Raw genomic sequence first — 13412 nt, forward strand, 5'->3', positions numbered from 1 at the left:
CGCTGATGGTGGGCATCGAGCAGAAGCTGTTGGGCGGCAACGTGCCGTGGACGCTGCACCACCAGCACTGGGACCACGAGATGCTCAAGCCCGCCTCGCAATGCAAGCCGATCGCGTATCCGAAGCCGGACGGCAAGCTGACGTTCGACCGTTTGTCCTCGGTGTTCATCTCGAACACGAACCACGAGGAGAACCAGCCGGCGCATCTGACGCTCAAGGACGCGTCAGTGCCGGTGAGCGTGAACCTGCGCACCTATGCGGGGCCGGAGGGGCGCTTCTGCCCGGCGGCGGTCTACGAGTTCGTGAAGCACGACGACGGCAGCGACCGCCTGCAAATCAACGCGCAGAACTGCGTGCACTGCAAGACCTGCGATATCAAGGACCCGACGCAGAACATCGTATGGGTCACGCCCGAGGGCGGCGGCGGGCCGAACTATCCGGGCATGTGACGCGGACCGCGGTCAGCTTTGCATGGGACCCGAGTAAGCGCTAAAGCGCTAACTCGGGCCGACACGAAAAAAATGGGCGCTCTTTGCAGCGCCCATTTTTATTGCGGCCCTCGCCTTATCGCTTACGCTCCCGGCGGCGCGCTTGCGGCAATCTTCGGCGTCGCCACGACCACGTCACCGCATTGCGCCCGATGGCGCAGCGCGTGATCGATCAGCACCAGCGCGAGCATCGCCTCGGCAATCGGCGTCGCGCGAATGCCGACGCACGGGTCGTGTCTGCCGAACGTCTCGACGACAGCCGGCTCGCCCGCCTTGTCGATCGAGCGGCGCGGCGTGCGGATGCTCGAGGTCGGCTTGATCGCGATCGACACAGTAACGTCCTGCCCCGTCGAAATACCGCCGAGCACGCCGCCGGCATGGTTGCCGACGAAGCCAGCCGGCGTCAGCTCGTCGCCATGCTCCGAGCCGCGTTGCGCAACACTCGCGAAGCCCGCGCCGATCTCGACGCCCTTCACCGCGTTGATGCCCATCATCGCGTGCGCGATGTCGGCGTCCAGGCGATCGAACAGCGGCTCGCCAAGGCCGACCGGCACGCCCGACGCCACCACCTTGATGCGTGCTCCGATCGAGTCGCCATCCTTGCGCAGAGCATCCATATAGGCTTCCAACTGCGGCACGATGTCAGCGTTCGGCACGAAGAACGGGTTCTCGCGCACGTGCGCCCAATCGACGAACGGCACGTCGATCTCGCCGAGCGCGCTCATGTAGCCGCGCACTTCGACGCCTAGACGCTCGCGCAGCCACTTCTTCGCGACTGCGCCCGCGGCAACCGTCGGCGCGGTCAGGCGCGCCGACGAGCGGCCGCCGCCGCGATAGTCGCGCACGCCGTATTTCTGCCAGTAGGTGTAGTCGGCGTGGCCAGGGCGGAAGGTCTCGGCGATGTTGCCGTAGTCCTTGCTGCGCTGGTCCGTGTTGCGGATCAAGAGGGCGATCGGCGCGCCGGTCGTCACGTTCTCGAACACGCCCGACAGGATCTCGACCTTGTCCTCCTCCTGGCGCTGCGTCACGTGGCGCGACGTGCCGGGCTTGCGGCGGTCGAGTTCGATCTGGATGTCTTCAGTGGTCAATGCCATGCCCGGGGGGCAGCCGTCGATCACGCAGCCGATGGCGGGACCATGCGATTCACCGAACGTCGTGACGGTAAAAAGCGTACCGAGAGTATTGCCGGACATGAGCGTCGTCCAAAAGGAAATCGGGGAGACCGTTACTATACCAGCCGGTTAATCTCGCCGCGCCCTCGCACAACCGGCCCCCGGCTCATGACGGCCTCATTTGCGCGCCCCGCGCAGCTCGCCGACGATGCGCTGCAGCACCTCCGGCGTGGCCGCATGCGGCTCGAGCGGCTCCGCCACGGCGAGCGTCAGGCGGCTCATCACGCCCTTCCTGACCGGCCGCGGCCAATGCGCGTCTTCCGCGCGCGAGAACACGCTGCCCCACAGGCCGCGCAGCGCCATCGGCACGACCGGCACCGGCGCGCGCTGGACGATCTCGCTCACCCCGTGACGGAACGGATTGAGCTCGCCGGTCTTCGTCAGCTTGCCCTCGGGAAAGATGCAGACGAGCTCGCCCTCGGCCAACGCATCGGCGCATGCATCGTAAGCACGTGCGAGGAGCGCCGCGTCCTCGTGCGCCGGCGCGATCGGGATCGCTTTCGCATGCCGGAACAGCCAGCCCGTAAATGGCGTGCGGAAGATGCGGTGGTCCATCACGAAGCGGATCGGCCGCGGGCTCTCGGCCATGATGACGACCGCATCGACGAAGCTCACGTGATTGCAGACCAGCACCGCGGCGCCTGTCTCCGGAATGCGCTCCGAATGCACGAGGCGGATGCGATAGAACGTATGCACGAGCACCCAGGCGATGAACCGCAGCAGGAACTCCGGCACGAGCGAGTAAATGTAGCCCGCGACCACGACGTTCAACAGCGCCGTGGTCAGGAAGATGCCGGGAATGCTCACGCCCAGCGACGTCAGCGCGATCGCCATCAGCGCCGACACGATCATGAAGAACGAGTTCAGGATGTTGTTCGCGGCGATGATGCGTGCGCGATGCGTCGGCTGGCTGCGGCTCTGGATCAGCGCGTAAAGCGGAACGCTGTAGAAGCCGCCGAACATCGCAAGCAGAAACAAGTCGGCAAGGATGCGCCAGTGCCCGAGCCCAGCAAGAAATTCGCCGACCGATAGCAGATGACCCGCCAGCGGCAGCGCATGGCTCGCGAAGTAGAGATCGATGGCGAACACGCTCATGCCGATCGACCCGAGCGGCACGAGCCCGATTTCGACGCGCCGCTTCGACAGCCGCTCGCATAGCAGCGACCCGATGCCGATGCCGAACGAGAACGTGGCGAGCAGCACCGTGACGACGTCCGGGTTCGCCGAGAGCACGTCTTTCGCGAAGTTGAAGAACGAAGTGAGAAACGTCGCGCCGACGAACCAGAGCCAGGAAATGCCGAGCAGGCTCAGGAACACCGTGCGGTTTTCGCGCGCAAGCGAGAGGTTGCGCCAGGTCTCGGTGACCGGGTTCCAGTTGATCCGCAGATCCGGCTGCGGCGCCGGCGACACCGGCACGAACGCCGATACCGTGCGCCCGGCAAGGGCGATCGCGACGCAACCGAAGGCGAGGATCACGGCGCCGTGCGCAGCGAACCCGGCCGCCGCGCCGCCGATGATCGTGCCGATCAGGATCGCGACGAAGGTTCCCATCTCGACGAGGCCGTTGCCGCCCACCAGTTCCCGATCGCCCAGATGCTGCGGCAGGTACGCGTACTTGACGGGGCCGAACAGCGTCGAATGGACACCCATCAGGAACGTGCAGAGGTAGAGCAGCGGCGCGCTGTGCATCCAGAATCCCGCGCCGCCCACCGCCATGACGGCGATTTCGAAGGTCTTCACAAAGCGCGTGAGCGTCGCCTTGTCGTATTTGTCGGCGATCTGCCCGGAGGTCGCCGAGAAGAGCACGAACGGGACGATGAAAATCGCCGAGATCAGGAATGCCGCCGTTTTCGCATCGACGCCGGAAAAGCGCGCCGTCTGATACGTCACGAGCGACGAGAAGCCGACCTTGAACACGTTGTCGTTGAGCGCGCCGAGAAACTGCGTCCAGAAAAAAGGCGCGAAGCGGCGCTCGCGCAGCAGGCCGAACTGGGAGTGATGTTCACGTTCGGCGCGGCGCGCCGGTTGCGCAGCAGGCATGGGTTGATCGCTCATGCGGTCGGGGAATTATTGGGGGAAGCCGTCGCCGGCCGCGTTAGTGGCCTTCGTAGTTTGGCGCAATGGTATGGCACTGATGCGAAACGATCCGGCGCGGGCGTTGCATGGGACCCAAGAAAAAGCGCGCCTCGAGTGCGCGCTTATTTCCCGGATAGCTTCTCTCTGCATCACATCATGCCGCAATGCAACATGGTGGTTTGGCAGACGCGCCCACCCCTGCATCTCGCGGCGGGTCAACGCGTTTCCCGTTGCTCCTGCTCTTGCTCCGGCCAGTCGCGAATATAGGCCTTCAGCATGCGGTTCTCGAAGCCCTGCTCTTCGACCACGGCCTTCGCCACGTCGTAGAACGAGATCACGCCCATCAGCGTGCGGCTTTCGAGCACCGGCAGATAACGGACGTGATGCTCGAGCATCATCCGGCGCACTTCGTTGACGTCGGTTTCCGGCGTGCAGGTGATCGGATGGTCGTCCATCACCTTGCGAATCGACGAGGTGCCGACGCTCCCCGCATTCCTGTGCAGCGTCATGATGATTTCGCGGAACGTCAGCATGCCGACCAGCTCGCCATACTCCATCACGACGAGCGAGCCGATGTCGTGTTCGGCCATCGTATCCACTGCCTCATGCAGCGACGTATCGGGCGTAACCGTAAACAGGGTGTTGCCCTTGACTTTTAGAATGTCGCTGACTCGCATAATTTGTCTCCCGATAAAGCACAACTGATTTTTGATCGTAACGGAAAGCCCCTCAAAAGGAAAGCGAGGGCACCCGCTCGCGGCCCTCCGGGTTTGCCCGCGACCGGCTCGAAGCCAAGCCGCGCAGTGATACGATGGCCGGCACTTCAACCTTCGCGGGCGCCGTTCGAGAAAAACGGCCCGCCGATTCCGATGTCCGCCAATCGTTTCGACACGCTTGCGCTGCATGCCGGCGCTGCCCCCGATCCCGCAACCGGCGCGCGCGCCACGCCGATCTACCAGACCACATCCTTCACGTTCCGCGACACCGACCATGCCGCCGCACTCTTCAACATGGAGCGCGCGGGCCATGTCTACTCGCGGATTTCGAACCCGACCGTGGCCGTCTTCGAAGAGCGCGTCGCCGCGCTCGAGAACGGTGCGGGCGCGATCGGCACCGCGAGCGGCCAGGCCGCGCTGCACCTCGCGATCGCGACGCTGATGGGCGCGGGCTCGCACATCGTCGCATCGAACGCGCTGTACGGCGGCTCGCACAACCTGCTGAGCTATACGCTGCGGCGCTTCGGCATCGAGACGACCTTCGTCAAGCCAGGCGACCATGACGCCTGGCGTGCGGCGCTGCGCCCAAACACGCGCCTCCTGTTCGGCGAGACGCTCGGCAACCCGGGGCTAGACGTGCTCGACATCGCCGCCGTCGCGCAGATCGCCCATGAGCACCGCGTGCCGCTCCTTGTCGACTCGACCTTCACCACGCCGTATCTGCTGAAACCGTTCGAGCACGGTGCCGATTTCGTCTACCACTCGGCGACGAAATTCCTCGGCGGCCACGGCACGACGATCGGCGGCGTACTAGTCGATGGCGGCACGTTCGACTTCGTCGCTTCGGGCCGCTTCCCGGAACTCACCGAGCCCTACGACGGCTTTCACGGCATGGTGTTCGCCGAGGAGAGCACCGTCGCGCCGTTCCTGCTGCGCGCACGCCGCGAAGGCTTGCGCGACTTCGGCGCCTGCCTGCACCCTCAGGCCGCCTGGCAACTGCTGCAAGGGATCGAGACGCTGCCGCTGCGCATGGAGCGGCACGTCGCGAACACGCGCCGGGTCGTCGAGTTTCTGGCGGCGCATCCCGCAGTCGAATCCATCGCCTATCCGGAGCTCGACTCGCATCCCGATCACGCGCTCGCCAAGCGGCTGCTGCCGCGCGGCGCGGGCGCCGTGTTCAGCTTCAACCTGCGCGGCGATCGCGCCGCGGGCCGCCGCTTCATCGAAACGCTCACGCTGTTCTCGCATCTGGCGAACGTCGGCGATGCGCGCTCGCTCGTCATCCATCCGGCCTCGACTACACACTTCCGGATGGACGCCGCGGCGCTCGCCGGCGCCGGCATCACGGAGGGCACGATCCGGCTGTCGATCGGGCTCGAAGATGCCGACGACCTGATCGACGATCTCAAGCGTGCGCTCAAGGCGGCGGTGAAGGCGCAGTCCGGAACGGCTGGCGCAAACAAGGGAGCATCGTGATCCTCGACATCAACGGCGCCGCCGCCTACGCCTACACCGGCGGCAAGGCCTTCGACCGCGCCCGGCCCACCGCCGTCTTCATTCACGGCGCGCAGCACGATCACAGCGTGTGGGGCCTGCAAAGCCGCTACTTCGCCCATCACGGCTTCAACGTGCTGGCCGTCGACCTGCCCGGCCACAGCCGCAGCGCCGGCCCGGCGGCGGCGACCATCGGCGAGCTCGCGGACTGGCTCGCCGCGTTGTTCGACGCAGCCGGTGTCGATGCCGCGTTCGTCGCCGGACACAGCATGGGCTCGCTCGTGGCCCTCGACTTCGCCGGCCGCTATCCGGCGCGCGCCGCCCGCGTGGCGCTCGTCGCGACCGCCGTGCCGATGACCGTCTCCGACGCGCTGCTCGACGCGGCGCTCAACCGCGAGAGCGTGGCGATCGAACTCGTCAACCGCTGGTCGCATTCGACGCTCGCCGCCAAGCCGTCCGCCCCCGGCCCGGGCTTCTGGCTGCACGGCATGAACCAGCGCCTGATGGAGCGTGTCGCGGCACGCGGCGAACCACGGCTCTTCCATACCGACTTCACGGCGTGCAACCAATATGCCGACGGGCTCGCGCGCGCGGCGCAGGTGCGTTGCCCCGTGCGCCTCGTTGTCGGCAAGAAGGACGCGATGACGCCCCCACGCGCCACGCGCGCGCTCGCCGATGCGCTGGCCGCGGCCGGCGCCGCCGTCGACACGGTGACGCTCGACGGCGGCCACGCGCTGATGACCGAGCAGCCCGACGCCACGCTCGATGCGCTGTTCGGCTTCGCCGCGCCGCTTCGCAACGCGCCTCGGCCGATCCAGGATAGCCCGGCGTGAGCGAACGCACCATCTGCCGAATGGCCGAGTTGCAAGCCCGCATCGATCGCAGCAAAATGAATCTAACTACTTGACGCGATTGAATTTGCTCGATTGCTCACGCGAGCTTGCGCAACCGGCCGGCGCGCGGAAGCCCGCCACGGGGCGAAGAGCAAAAGGGAAACGGAGGCGACGATGGCACACACCGCTCACACCGAACACTTCGCGAATTTCGCGGAGTTCTATCCGTTTTATCTCGGGGAGCATCGCAACGTGATGTGCCGCCGGATGCACTTCGTCGGCTCGCTGGGCGTGATCGGCTGCCTGGCCATGGCGATCGCGACCGGCGACTGGCTCTGGCTGCCGGCCGCCATCGTCTGCGGCTACGGGTTCGCCTGGGTCGGCCACTTCGCGTTCGAGAAGAACCGCCCCGCCACCTTCCGCCACCCGGTGTACAGCCTGATGGGCGACTGGGTGATGTTCAAGGATATTTGCGTGGGGAAGATATCCCTGTAGCGCGCCGGGCCGAAACCGGCCAAGCCGCGTCGCGTCACAGGCCCGCGGCGTGGTGCTGCATCGATTGCGCGCCGCTGGCATCGGCCGCGGCCCGCGCTGCCAGCGCATCGCGCGCGGCCAGCAATGCCGCCAGCGAAACGTTCAATTTCTCGTTGTCGAGCGCACCCAGCAGCGTCGCGCAATCGACCCGCGTCGGCTCGAGCCTCAACTGATACTCGAGCTCGGCCTTGTCGATTACGAACAGGTCGAACAGACGCCCGACGGTGATCTGCGACGGATTCGCGAGCAGCACGTAGCGCGCCGGACCACCGCGACCGTCGTTCTCGAGGCGCGCCACCCACTCGCGCTTGCCGAGCTTCGCAATGAGGTCCGTGGCGGTATCCATGTCGCAGCGGAGCATGCGCGCGAGCTCCGTGACCGTGTGTCCCGGCTTGCCGGCCTCGCGTGCTTCGTCGAGGCGCGCGAGCAATTCGAGCGCGTCGAGCAGGTCGCCGCCCGGGTAGCGCTGCCGGTGAAACTGGCCGATGCGGATGGCGGGCAGCGCCGACGCGATCATCGCCCCCGCCAGCGTGATGAACCAGCACAGGTACATCCAGAGCAGGAACATCGGCACGGTGGCGAACGCGCCGTAGACCGCCGTATAAGTCGGAATGCGGCGCACGTAAAAGCCGAAGCCGCGCTTCGTCAGCTCGAACGCCACCGCGGCGCAAATGCCGCCGACCATCGCATCGCGCCATTGCACGATGCAGTTCGGCATGTAGACGTAGAGCATCGTGAACGCAAGCGCCGTGAGCGGCAGCGCGGCCCCGGTCAGGGCCCAGTCGATCAGCGCCGAAACACGCAAGCCGGCGAAGATGGGCGAGCGCGTGAACAGGTACGACGAGATCGACAGGCTCACGCCGATCAGGAGCGGCCCGAGCGTCACGATCGACCAATAGACGAGCACGCGCTGCGCGAACGGCCGCGGCTTGGTCACGCGCCAGATCACATTGAACGCCGATTCGACCGTCATCATCGTCATCACGGCGGTGACGAACAGCACGATCATCCCCATCGTCGTGAGGCCCTTGGCCTTGGTCGCGAACTGGTTCAGGTAGCGGAAGATCTGATTGTTGATCTGGTCGGGCATCAGGTGTTCGGCCAGGAAACCCTGCAGCGAAGCCTGGAACGACGAAAAAATCGGGAACGCCGTGAACAGCGCGAACGCCACGGTCGCGAGCGGCACGAGAGCGAGCATCGTCGTGAACGTGAGGCTGCCGGCCACCTGCGGAATGCGATCCTCGCCGCTGCGCTTCGCGGCGAACTGCGCAAGGCGCTTGATCGTGTCGAAATTGAAGCTCAGCTTCGGCAAAAACCTTCTCCTTCTCCGGCTGGCGCCGGGCAGCGGCGACCTCAGCCCCCTATAATAGCCGCTCACCAAAAAGCGCCCCAACCCTGTCGCTGTGCGGGGCAGTCCGGCGTTTTCTTGAGAGGTTTATGAAAGACGTTCTCGTACTCTATTACAGCCGTCATGGCGCCACCCGCGAACTCGCACTCGCGATCGCGCAAGGCATCGACAGCGTCCCCGGCATGCAGGCGCGCCTCCGCACCGTCCCTCCCGTATCGACCGTCTGCGAAGCGACGCAGCCCGACATCCCCGCCGACGGCCCGCCCTACGCGGAGCTGCGCGACCTCGAGGAATGCGCCGGCCTCGCCCTTGGCTCGCCGACCCGCTTCGGCAACATGGCCGCCTCGCTCAAATACTTCCTCGACGGCACCACGCCACAGTGGCTGTCGGGCGCGCTCGCCGGCAAGCCAGCGTGCGTGTTCACGTCGACGGGAAGCCTTCATGGCGGACAGGAATCGACCTTGCTGTCGATGATGCTGCCGCTCTTGCATCACGGCATGCTGATCGTCGGGATCCCGTACACCGAGAGCACGCTCACCACGACGCAAAGCGGCGGCACGCCGTACGGCGCGTCGCATCACGCGCGCGCCGGCGCAAGCGAAAGCGGCATCACCGCCGACGAAAAGACGCTCGCGATCACGCTCGGCGTGCGCGTCGCGCGCGCGGCCGCCCAGCTCAACGAGCGGCTGTAGGCGCACCCGTGACGCAAACGAAGCAGGCAAGCCCCGAAGTGATCCCGCGCCGCGGCTGCGCGCTTGGCGCGGCGGTGTCCCTCGTCGCGCTGATCGCGCTCGCGGTGGCCTGGGAGGGCTGGCTCGCGCCGCTGCACCCCGGCGGCTCGGCGCTCGTGCTCAAGGCGGTGCCGCTCCTGCTGCCGCTTCTCGGCGTACTCAAGCGCCGCGTCTATACGTTCCAATGGGCGTCGATGCTGATCCTCCTCTATTTCGCCGAGGGCATCGTGCGCGGCATGACGGATGCCGGATGGTCCGCGCGGCTCGGCTGGATCGAGGCCGCGCTCGCCATGGCGTTCTTCGTTTGCGCGCTGGGCTATGTCGCCCCGTTCAAGCGCGCCGCCCGCGCGGCGAGGCGCGACGCCAGCACATAACGACTATCGAGAGACTGGAGACACCCATGACCGACTCCGCCAACGCCACCGGCCAAACTTTCGTCGCGGCATGCCGCGAAGCGATCGGCGCCGCGCACGTGCTGACCGACGCGCACGACACCGCCCCCTTCCTGACCGACTGGCGCCGCCGCTACCAAGGCGCCGCCTGTGCCGTGCTGCGGCCCGCCACGACCGAGGAAGTCGCAGCCATCGTCCGGCTTGCGCTCGAGCATCGCGTCGCGCTGGTGCCGCAAGGCGGCAACACGGGGCTCGCGGGCGGCGCGACGCCCGATGCGAGCGGCGCGCAAGCGCTCGTGAGCCTCGCGCGCCTGAACCGCGTGCGGGAGCTCGACGCGCACAACAACACGATCACCGTCGAAGCCGGCGTAATCCTCGCCGAAGTCCAGGCGCGCGCGCAGGAAGCCGGCCGGCTTTTCCCGCTGTCGCTGGCGGCCGAGGGCAGCTGCACGATCGGCGGCAATCTCTCGACGAACGCGGGCGGCACCGGCGTGCTGCGGTACGGAAACACGCGCGAGCTCTGCCTCGGCCTCGAAGTCGTGACGCCGCAAGGCGAGATCTGGAACGGCCTGCGCGGCCTGCGCAAGGACAACACCGGCTACGACCTGCGCGATCTCTACATCGGTGCGGAAGGCACGCTCGGCATCATCACGGCGGCCGTCATGAAGCTGCATCCGCAGCCGGCCGCGCGCGTGACGGCACTCGCCGCGCTCGAGTCGCCGCATGCGGCGCTCGATTTCCTTGCGCTCACGCAGCGCTTCACCGGGCCGCTTCTGACCGGCTTCGAGTTGATGTCCGATTTCTGCCTGCGGCTCGTCGGCAAGCACTTCCCGCAGCTGCGCTATCCGTTCGGCGCGGCGCACGGCCAGATCGTGCTGCTCGAGCTGTCCGACAGCGAGAGCGAAGAACACGCGCGCGCGATCTTCGAGCGTCTGATGGAGACCGCGCTGGAGGATGGCCTCGTCGCCGATGCGGTGGTCGCCGAGAACCTCGCGCAATCGCGCGCGTTCTGGGACTTGCGCGAGCACATCCCGCTCGCGCAGGCCGAGGAAGGGCTGAACATCAAGCACGACATCGCGGTGCCGATCTCGCGCATCGGCGCATTCATCGACACGACCGACGCGGCGATCGCACAGGCAGTCCCGGGTGCGCGCATGGTCACGTTCGGCCATCTCGGCGACGGCAACCTGCATTACAACGTGCAGGCGCCCGAAGGCGGCGATGCGAAAGCGTTCCTCGCGCAGCACCAGGCCGGAATCAACCGGATCGTCTACGACAGCGTGCACGCGCACGGCGGCAGCATCAGCGCGGAGCACGGCCTCGGGCAATTGAAGATCGACGAAGCGGCGCACTATAAATCCGCCGTCGAAGTGCGGCTGATGCAGGCGGTGAAGGCGGCGCTCGATCCGGCGGGCCTGATGAATCCCGGCAAGGTGCTACGCTAAGGCATCGCCACCGACCAGCAGGAGATGCGCCCGTGAAAATCCGCGTGCTGTCCGATCTGCACCTCGAATGCGACGAGCCGGAAGTGATTCCGCACGCGGGCGCGGATCTGGTCGTGCTGGCCGGCGACATCCACAACCACGCCGAAGGCCTGCGCTGGGCCGCGGAGGCGTTCGACGCGCAGGTGCCCGTGGTCTATGTGCCCGGCAATCACGAGTATTACGACGGCGAATTCGGCGCGCTGGAGACGGCGATGCGCGACGCGGCCGGCTGCATCGACAACGTGCACTACCTGAACAACGGCGTGCTCGTCGATCCGGAGGGCCGCTGGCGCGTGCTCGGCACGACGCTGTGGACGGATTTCGAGCTGTTCGGCGCAACCGGCGACGCGCGGGCGCAATCGATCGCCGCAGCCAGGAAGGTGATGCTGGATTTTCGCGGCCTGATCCAGGTGGCGTGGCCCGAGGCCGGCGCGCCGGATGCCGGCGCGACGCGCGACTTCACGCCGGCCGATACGCTCGCGCTGCACCGTCATGCGCGCGCCTGGCTGGAAGCGGAACTGGCGAAACCTTTCGAGGGGAAGACGATCGTCGTGACGCACCACGGGCCGCACCGGCTGAGTCTCGCGGCGCGCTATGCGAACGACCTGGTGTCGGCGGGCTTCATCAGCGATCTGGAGGAGCTCGTCCGCGAGCCGGTCGCGCTCTGGATCCATGGACACACGCATACCGCGTTCGACTATACGGTCAACGGCACGCGCGTCGTCTGCAATCCGCGCGGCTATGTCGACCGCCGGACGCGCCGGCTGGAGAACCCGGACTTCGCGTGGGACAAAGTCGTCGAGATTTGAGCGCTCAGCGCTCGGCGCGTGCGGGCCTGGCTGCGCGATTCACGGGAACCGTTACGAGCTGCGTCTGGATTTTCAGCCGGCGCAACAGGTCGCGCGACGCGGCGAAACCGATCAGACCGAACATGACGGCAACGCCGATCAGCAGATGCGTATTCATGAATTCCCTTCTTTCGATGTCGTTGCAATGACGACACGGTAGCAAATCACCCGTCGGCGAGGCGTAAAGAAGTGTTGCCGCACCGCCAATCTGTAACAGCGATCGCCAGGCGGCGCGTTCGGCGCATCGACCGGCGCCGCGCCGCCGGGAGTTTCATCGCCGTGCCGCTCAAGTCCGCGCAAACTGGCGCAATGCGGCCTGATCGGCGGCGAGCGTGGCGGGTAGTTCCTCGCGCAGGAAGTCGACCCAGGTGCGGATCTTCGCATCGAGATACTGGCGCGACGGATACAGCGCATACACGTTCATCGGCTGCGAGGTGTACTCCGGCATGACCCAGACGAGCTCGCCGCTCTTGAGCCATTGAATCGCCGAATACGTCGGCAGGATGGAGACGCCCATGCCTTCGCGCACCGCCACGGCCATCGCCTCGGCGACGTTGACCTGGAACGTCGACGGCGGCAGGGTGAAGGTCTCCTGCCCGTTCGGGCCGTCGAAGGTCCATTTGCCGGCCGCGAGCGTCGGCGCGGCCATGTGCAGGCAAACGTGATGTTCGAGATCGGAAGGAACCTTCGGCACGCCGCGCGCCTCGAGATACGCCGGCGCGGCGCACGCCACGCTGAACGCGCTGCCGAGCCGGTGCGAGACGAGCCCCGAGTCCGGCAGGTCGTAGCCGAGCACGAGCGATACGTCGTAGCCCTCGTCGAGCAGATCGGGAATGCGCTGCGCGAGCGTCAGGTCGATGTCGACGTCGGGATAGCGCTTCCGGTAGCGGCCGATCGCCGGCACGACGTAATGCATGCCGAAGCTGCTCATTGCGTGGATCTTGAGCTTGCCCGACGGATGCGCGTGAGCGTCGCTCGCCTCGGCCTCGGCCTGGTCGACGTAGGCGAGGATCTGCTCGCAGCGCTGCAAGTAGCGCTCGCCGGCCTCGGTGAGCGCGATGCGGCGTGTCGTGCGGTTCAGAAGCCGCGTGCGCAGGTGCGCTTCCAGATCGGATACGGCGCGCGACGCGTAGGCGGTGGTGGTGTTCAGGTGCTGCGCGGCGGCCGTGAAGCTCCCCGCTTCGACGACACGGACGAATACGCGCATGTTTTGCAGCGTGTCCATACTACGTTCCCTTCTTGAGTTCGGCCGATTGTTACACGATCTGAAATATCTATTGTCTCAGTTTTCGTAAA

General features: G+C 66.5%; 14 protein-coding genes. 8 read left to right on the forward strand and 6 right to left on the reverse strand.

Going from position 1 to position 13412, the window contains the following annotated elements; translation table 11 throughout:
* On the forward strand, positions 1-449 hold a 449-nt coding region (locus tag FAZ69_RS28830; RefSeq protein WP_169708795.1), incomplete at its 5' end, for a 4Fe-4S dicluster domain-containing protein.
* 122 nt (positions 450-571) lie between these two features.
* Here the strand turns inward: FAZ69_RS28830 and aroC are convergent.
* The 3 genes from aroC to FAZ69_RS28845 all read right to left on the reverse strand — a co-directional run bounded on the left by aroC (position 572) and on the right by FAZ69_RS28845 (position 4413).
* On the reverse strand, positions 572-1681 hold the full coding sequence (aroC, locus tag FAZ69_RS28835) for a chorismate synthase (protein ID WP_136898503.1): 1110 nt from the start codon (positions 1679-1681) through the stop codon (positions 572-574).
* 96 nt (positions 1682-1777) lie between these two features.
* Positions 1778-3715: an MFS transporter gene (locus FAZ69_RS28840; RefSeq protein WP_136898504.1), complete on the reverse strand. Its 1938-nt coding sequence runs from the start codon at positions 3713-3715 to the stop codon at positions 1778-1780.
* A gap of 236 nt (positions 3716-3951) precedes the next feature.
* A complete protein-coding gene (locus FAZ69_RS28845; protein WP_136898505.1) occupies positions 3952-4413 on the reverse strand; it encodes a CBS domain-containing protein in 462 nt (153 codons plus the stop codon).
* A gap of 192 nt (positions 4414-4605) precedes the next feature.
* On the opposite strand from FAZ69_RS28845, the gene FAZ69_RS28850 reads away from it, so the two are divergent.
* The 3 genes from FAZ69_RS28850 to FAZ69_RS28860 all read left to right on the forward strand — a co-directional run bounded on the left by FAZ69_RS28850 (position 4606) and on the right by FAZ69_RS28860 (position 7274).
* Positions 4606-5928, forward strand: a complete 1323-nt coding sequence (locus tag FAZ69_RS28850) for an O-acetylhomoserine aminocarboxypropyltransferase (RefSeq protein ID WP_136898506.1) — start codon at positions 4606-4608, stop codon at positions 5926-5928.
* Complete coding sequence (locus tag FAZ69_RS28855; protein ID WP_136898507.1) at positions 5925-6779, forward strand: alpha/beta fold hydrolase; 855 nt, start codon at positions 5925-5927, stop codon at positions 6777-6779. The genes FAZ69_RS28850 and FAZ69_RS28855 overlap by 4 nt, the downstream gene beginning before the upstream one ends.
* Positions 6780-6953: 174 nt before the next feature.
* Entirely contained in the window at positions 6954-7274 is a 321-nt protein-coding gene (locus FAZ69_RS28860; RefSeq protein ID WP_136898508.1) for an Mpo1-like protein, read from the forward strand.
* 34 nt (positions 7275-7308) lie between these two features.
* On the opposite strand, the gene FAZ69_RS28865 is transcribed toward FAZ69_RS28860, so the two are convergent.
* Positions 7309-8625 (reverse strand): YihY family inner membrane protein, encoded by a 1317-nt coding sequence (locus tag FAZ69_RS28865; RefSeq protein ID WP_240702509.1) that lies wholly within the window; start codon positions 8623-8625, stop codon positions 7309-7311.
* A 125-nt stretch (positions 8626-8750) separates the two neighbouring features.
* On the opposite strand from FAZ69_RS28865, the gene wrbA reads away from it, so the two are divergent.
* The 4 genes from wrbA to FAZ69_RS28885 are packed head-to-tail and all read left to right on the forward strand — an operon-like array spanning position 8751 to position 12077.
* A complete protein-coding gene (gene wrbA / locus FAZ69_RS28870; RefSeq protein ID WP_136898509.1) occupies positions 8751-9353 on the forward strand; it encodes an NAD(P)H:quinone oxidoreductase in 603 nt (200 codons plus the stop codon).
* An 8-nt stretch (positions 9354-9361) separates the two neighbouring features.
* Positions 9362-9766 (forward strand): DUF2069 domain-containing protein, encoded by a 405-nt coding sequence (locus tag FAZ69_RS28875; RefSeq protein ID WP_136898510.1) that lies wholly within the window; start codon positions 9362-9364, stop codon positions 9764-9766.
* A gap of 26 nt (positions 9767-9792) precedes the next feature.
* Complete coding sequence (locus tag FAZ69_RS28880; RefSeq protein WP_136898511.1) at positions 9793-11229, forward strand: FAD-binding oxidoreductase; 1437 nt, start codon at positions 9793-9795, stop codon at positions 11227-11229.
* 32 nt (positions 11230-11261) lie between these two features.
* Positions 11262-12077 (forward strand): metallophosphoesterase, encoded by an 816-nt coding sequence (locus tag FAZ69_RS28885; protein WP_136898512.1) that lies wholly within the window; start codon positions 11262-11264, stop codon positions 12075-12077.
* Positions 12078-12081: 4 nt separating this feature from the next.
* Here the strand turns inward: FAZ69_RS28885 and FAZ69_RS33460 are convergent, their stop codons facing one another.
* Positions 12082-12234 (reverse strand): hypothetical protein, encoded by a 153-nt coding sequence (locus FAZ69_RS33460; RefSeq protein WP_169708796.1) that lies wholly within the window; start codon positions 12232-12234, stop codon positions 12082-12084.
* A 168-nt stretch (positions 12235-12402) separates the two neighbouring features.
* A complete protein-coding gene (locus tag FAZ69_RS28890; protein WP_136898513.1) occupies positions 12403-13341 on the reverse strand; it encodes a LysR family transcriptional regulator in 939 nt (312 codons plus the stop codon).
* Positions 13342-13412: the final 71 nt, after the last annotated feature.

The organism is Trinickia terrae, assembly GCF_005144415.1.
Taxonomy (GTDB): domain Bacteria; phylum Pseudomonadota; class Gammaproteobacteria; order Burkholderiales; family Burkholderiaceae; genus Trinickia_A; species Trinickia_A terrae.

What these genes read in the sequence shown, in the direction of transcription:
- FAZ69_RS28850 (WP_136898506.1), top strand. Translation starts at nt 4,606, where the DNA reads ATGTCCGCCAATCGTTTCGACACGCTTGCGCTGCATGCCGGCGCTGCC.
- FAZ69_RS28860 (WP_136898508.1), top strand. Translation starts at nt 6,954, where the DNA reads ATGGCACACACCGCTCACACCGAACACTTCGCGAATTTCGCGGAGTTC.
- aroC (WP_136898503.1), bottom strand. Translation starts at nt 1,681, where the DNA reads ATGTCCGGCAATACTCTCGGTACGCTTTTTACCGTCACGACGTTCGGT.
- FAZ69_RS33460 (WP_169708796.1), bottom strand. Translation starts at nt 12,234, where the DNA reads ATGAATACGCATCTGCTGATCGGCGTTGCCGTCATGTTCGGTCTGATC.
- FAZ69_RS28890 (WP_136898513.1), bottom strand. Translation starts at nt 13,341, where the DNA reads ATGGACACGCTGCAAAACATGCGCGTATTCGTCCGTGTCGTCGAAGCG.
- wrbA (WP_136898509.1), top strand. Translation starts at nt 8,751, where the DNA reads ATGAAAGACGTTCTCGTACTCTATTACAGCCGTCATGGCGCCACCCGC.
- FAZ69_RS28880 (WP_136898511.1), top strand. Translation starts at nt 9,793, where the DNA reads ATGACCGACTCCGCCAACGCCACCGGCCAAACTTTCGTCGCGGCATGC.
- FAZ69_RS28840 (WP_136898504.1), bottom strand. Translation starts at nt 3,715, where the DNA reads ATGAGCGATCAACCCATGCCTGCTGCGCAACCGGCGCGCCGCGCCGAA.
- FAZ69_RS28845 (WP_136898505.1), bottom strand. Translation starts at nt 4,413, where the DNA reads ATGCGAGTCAGCGACATTCTAAAAGTCAAGGGCAACACCCTGTTTACG.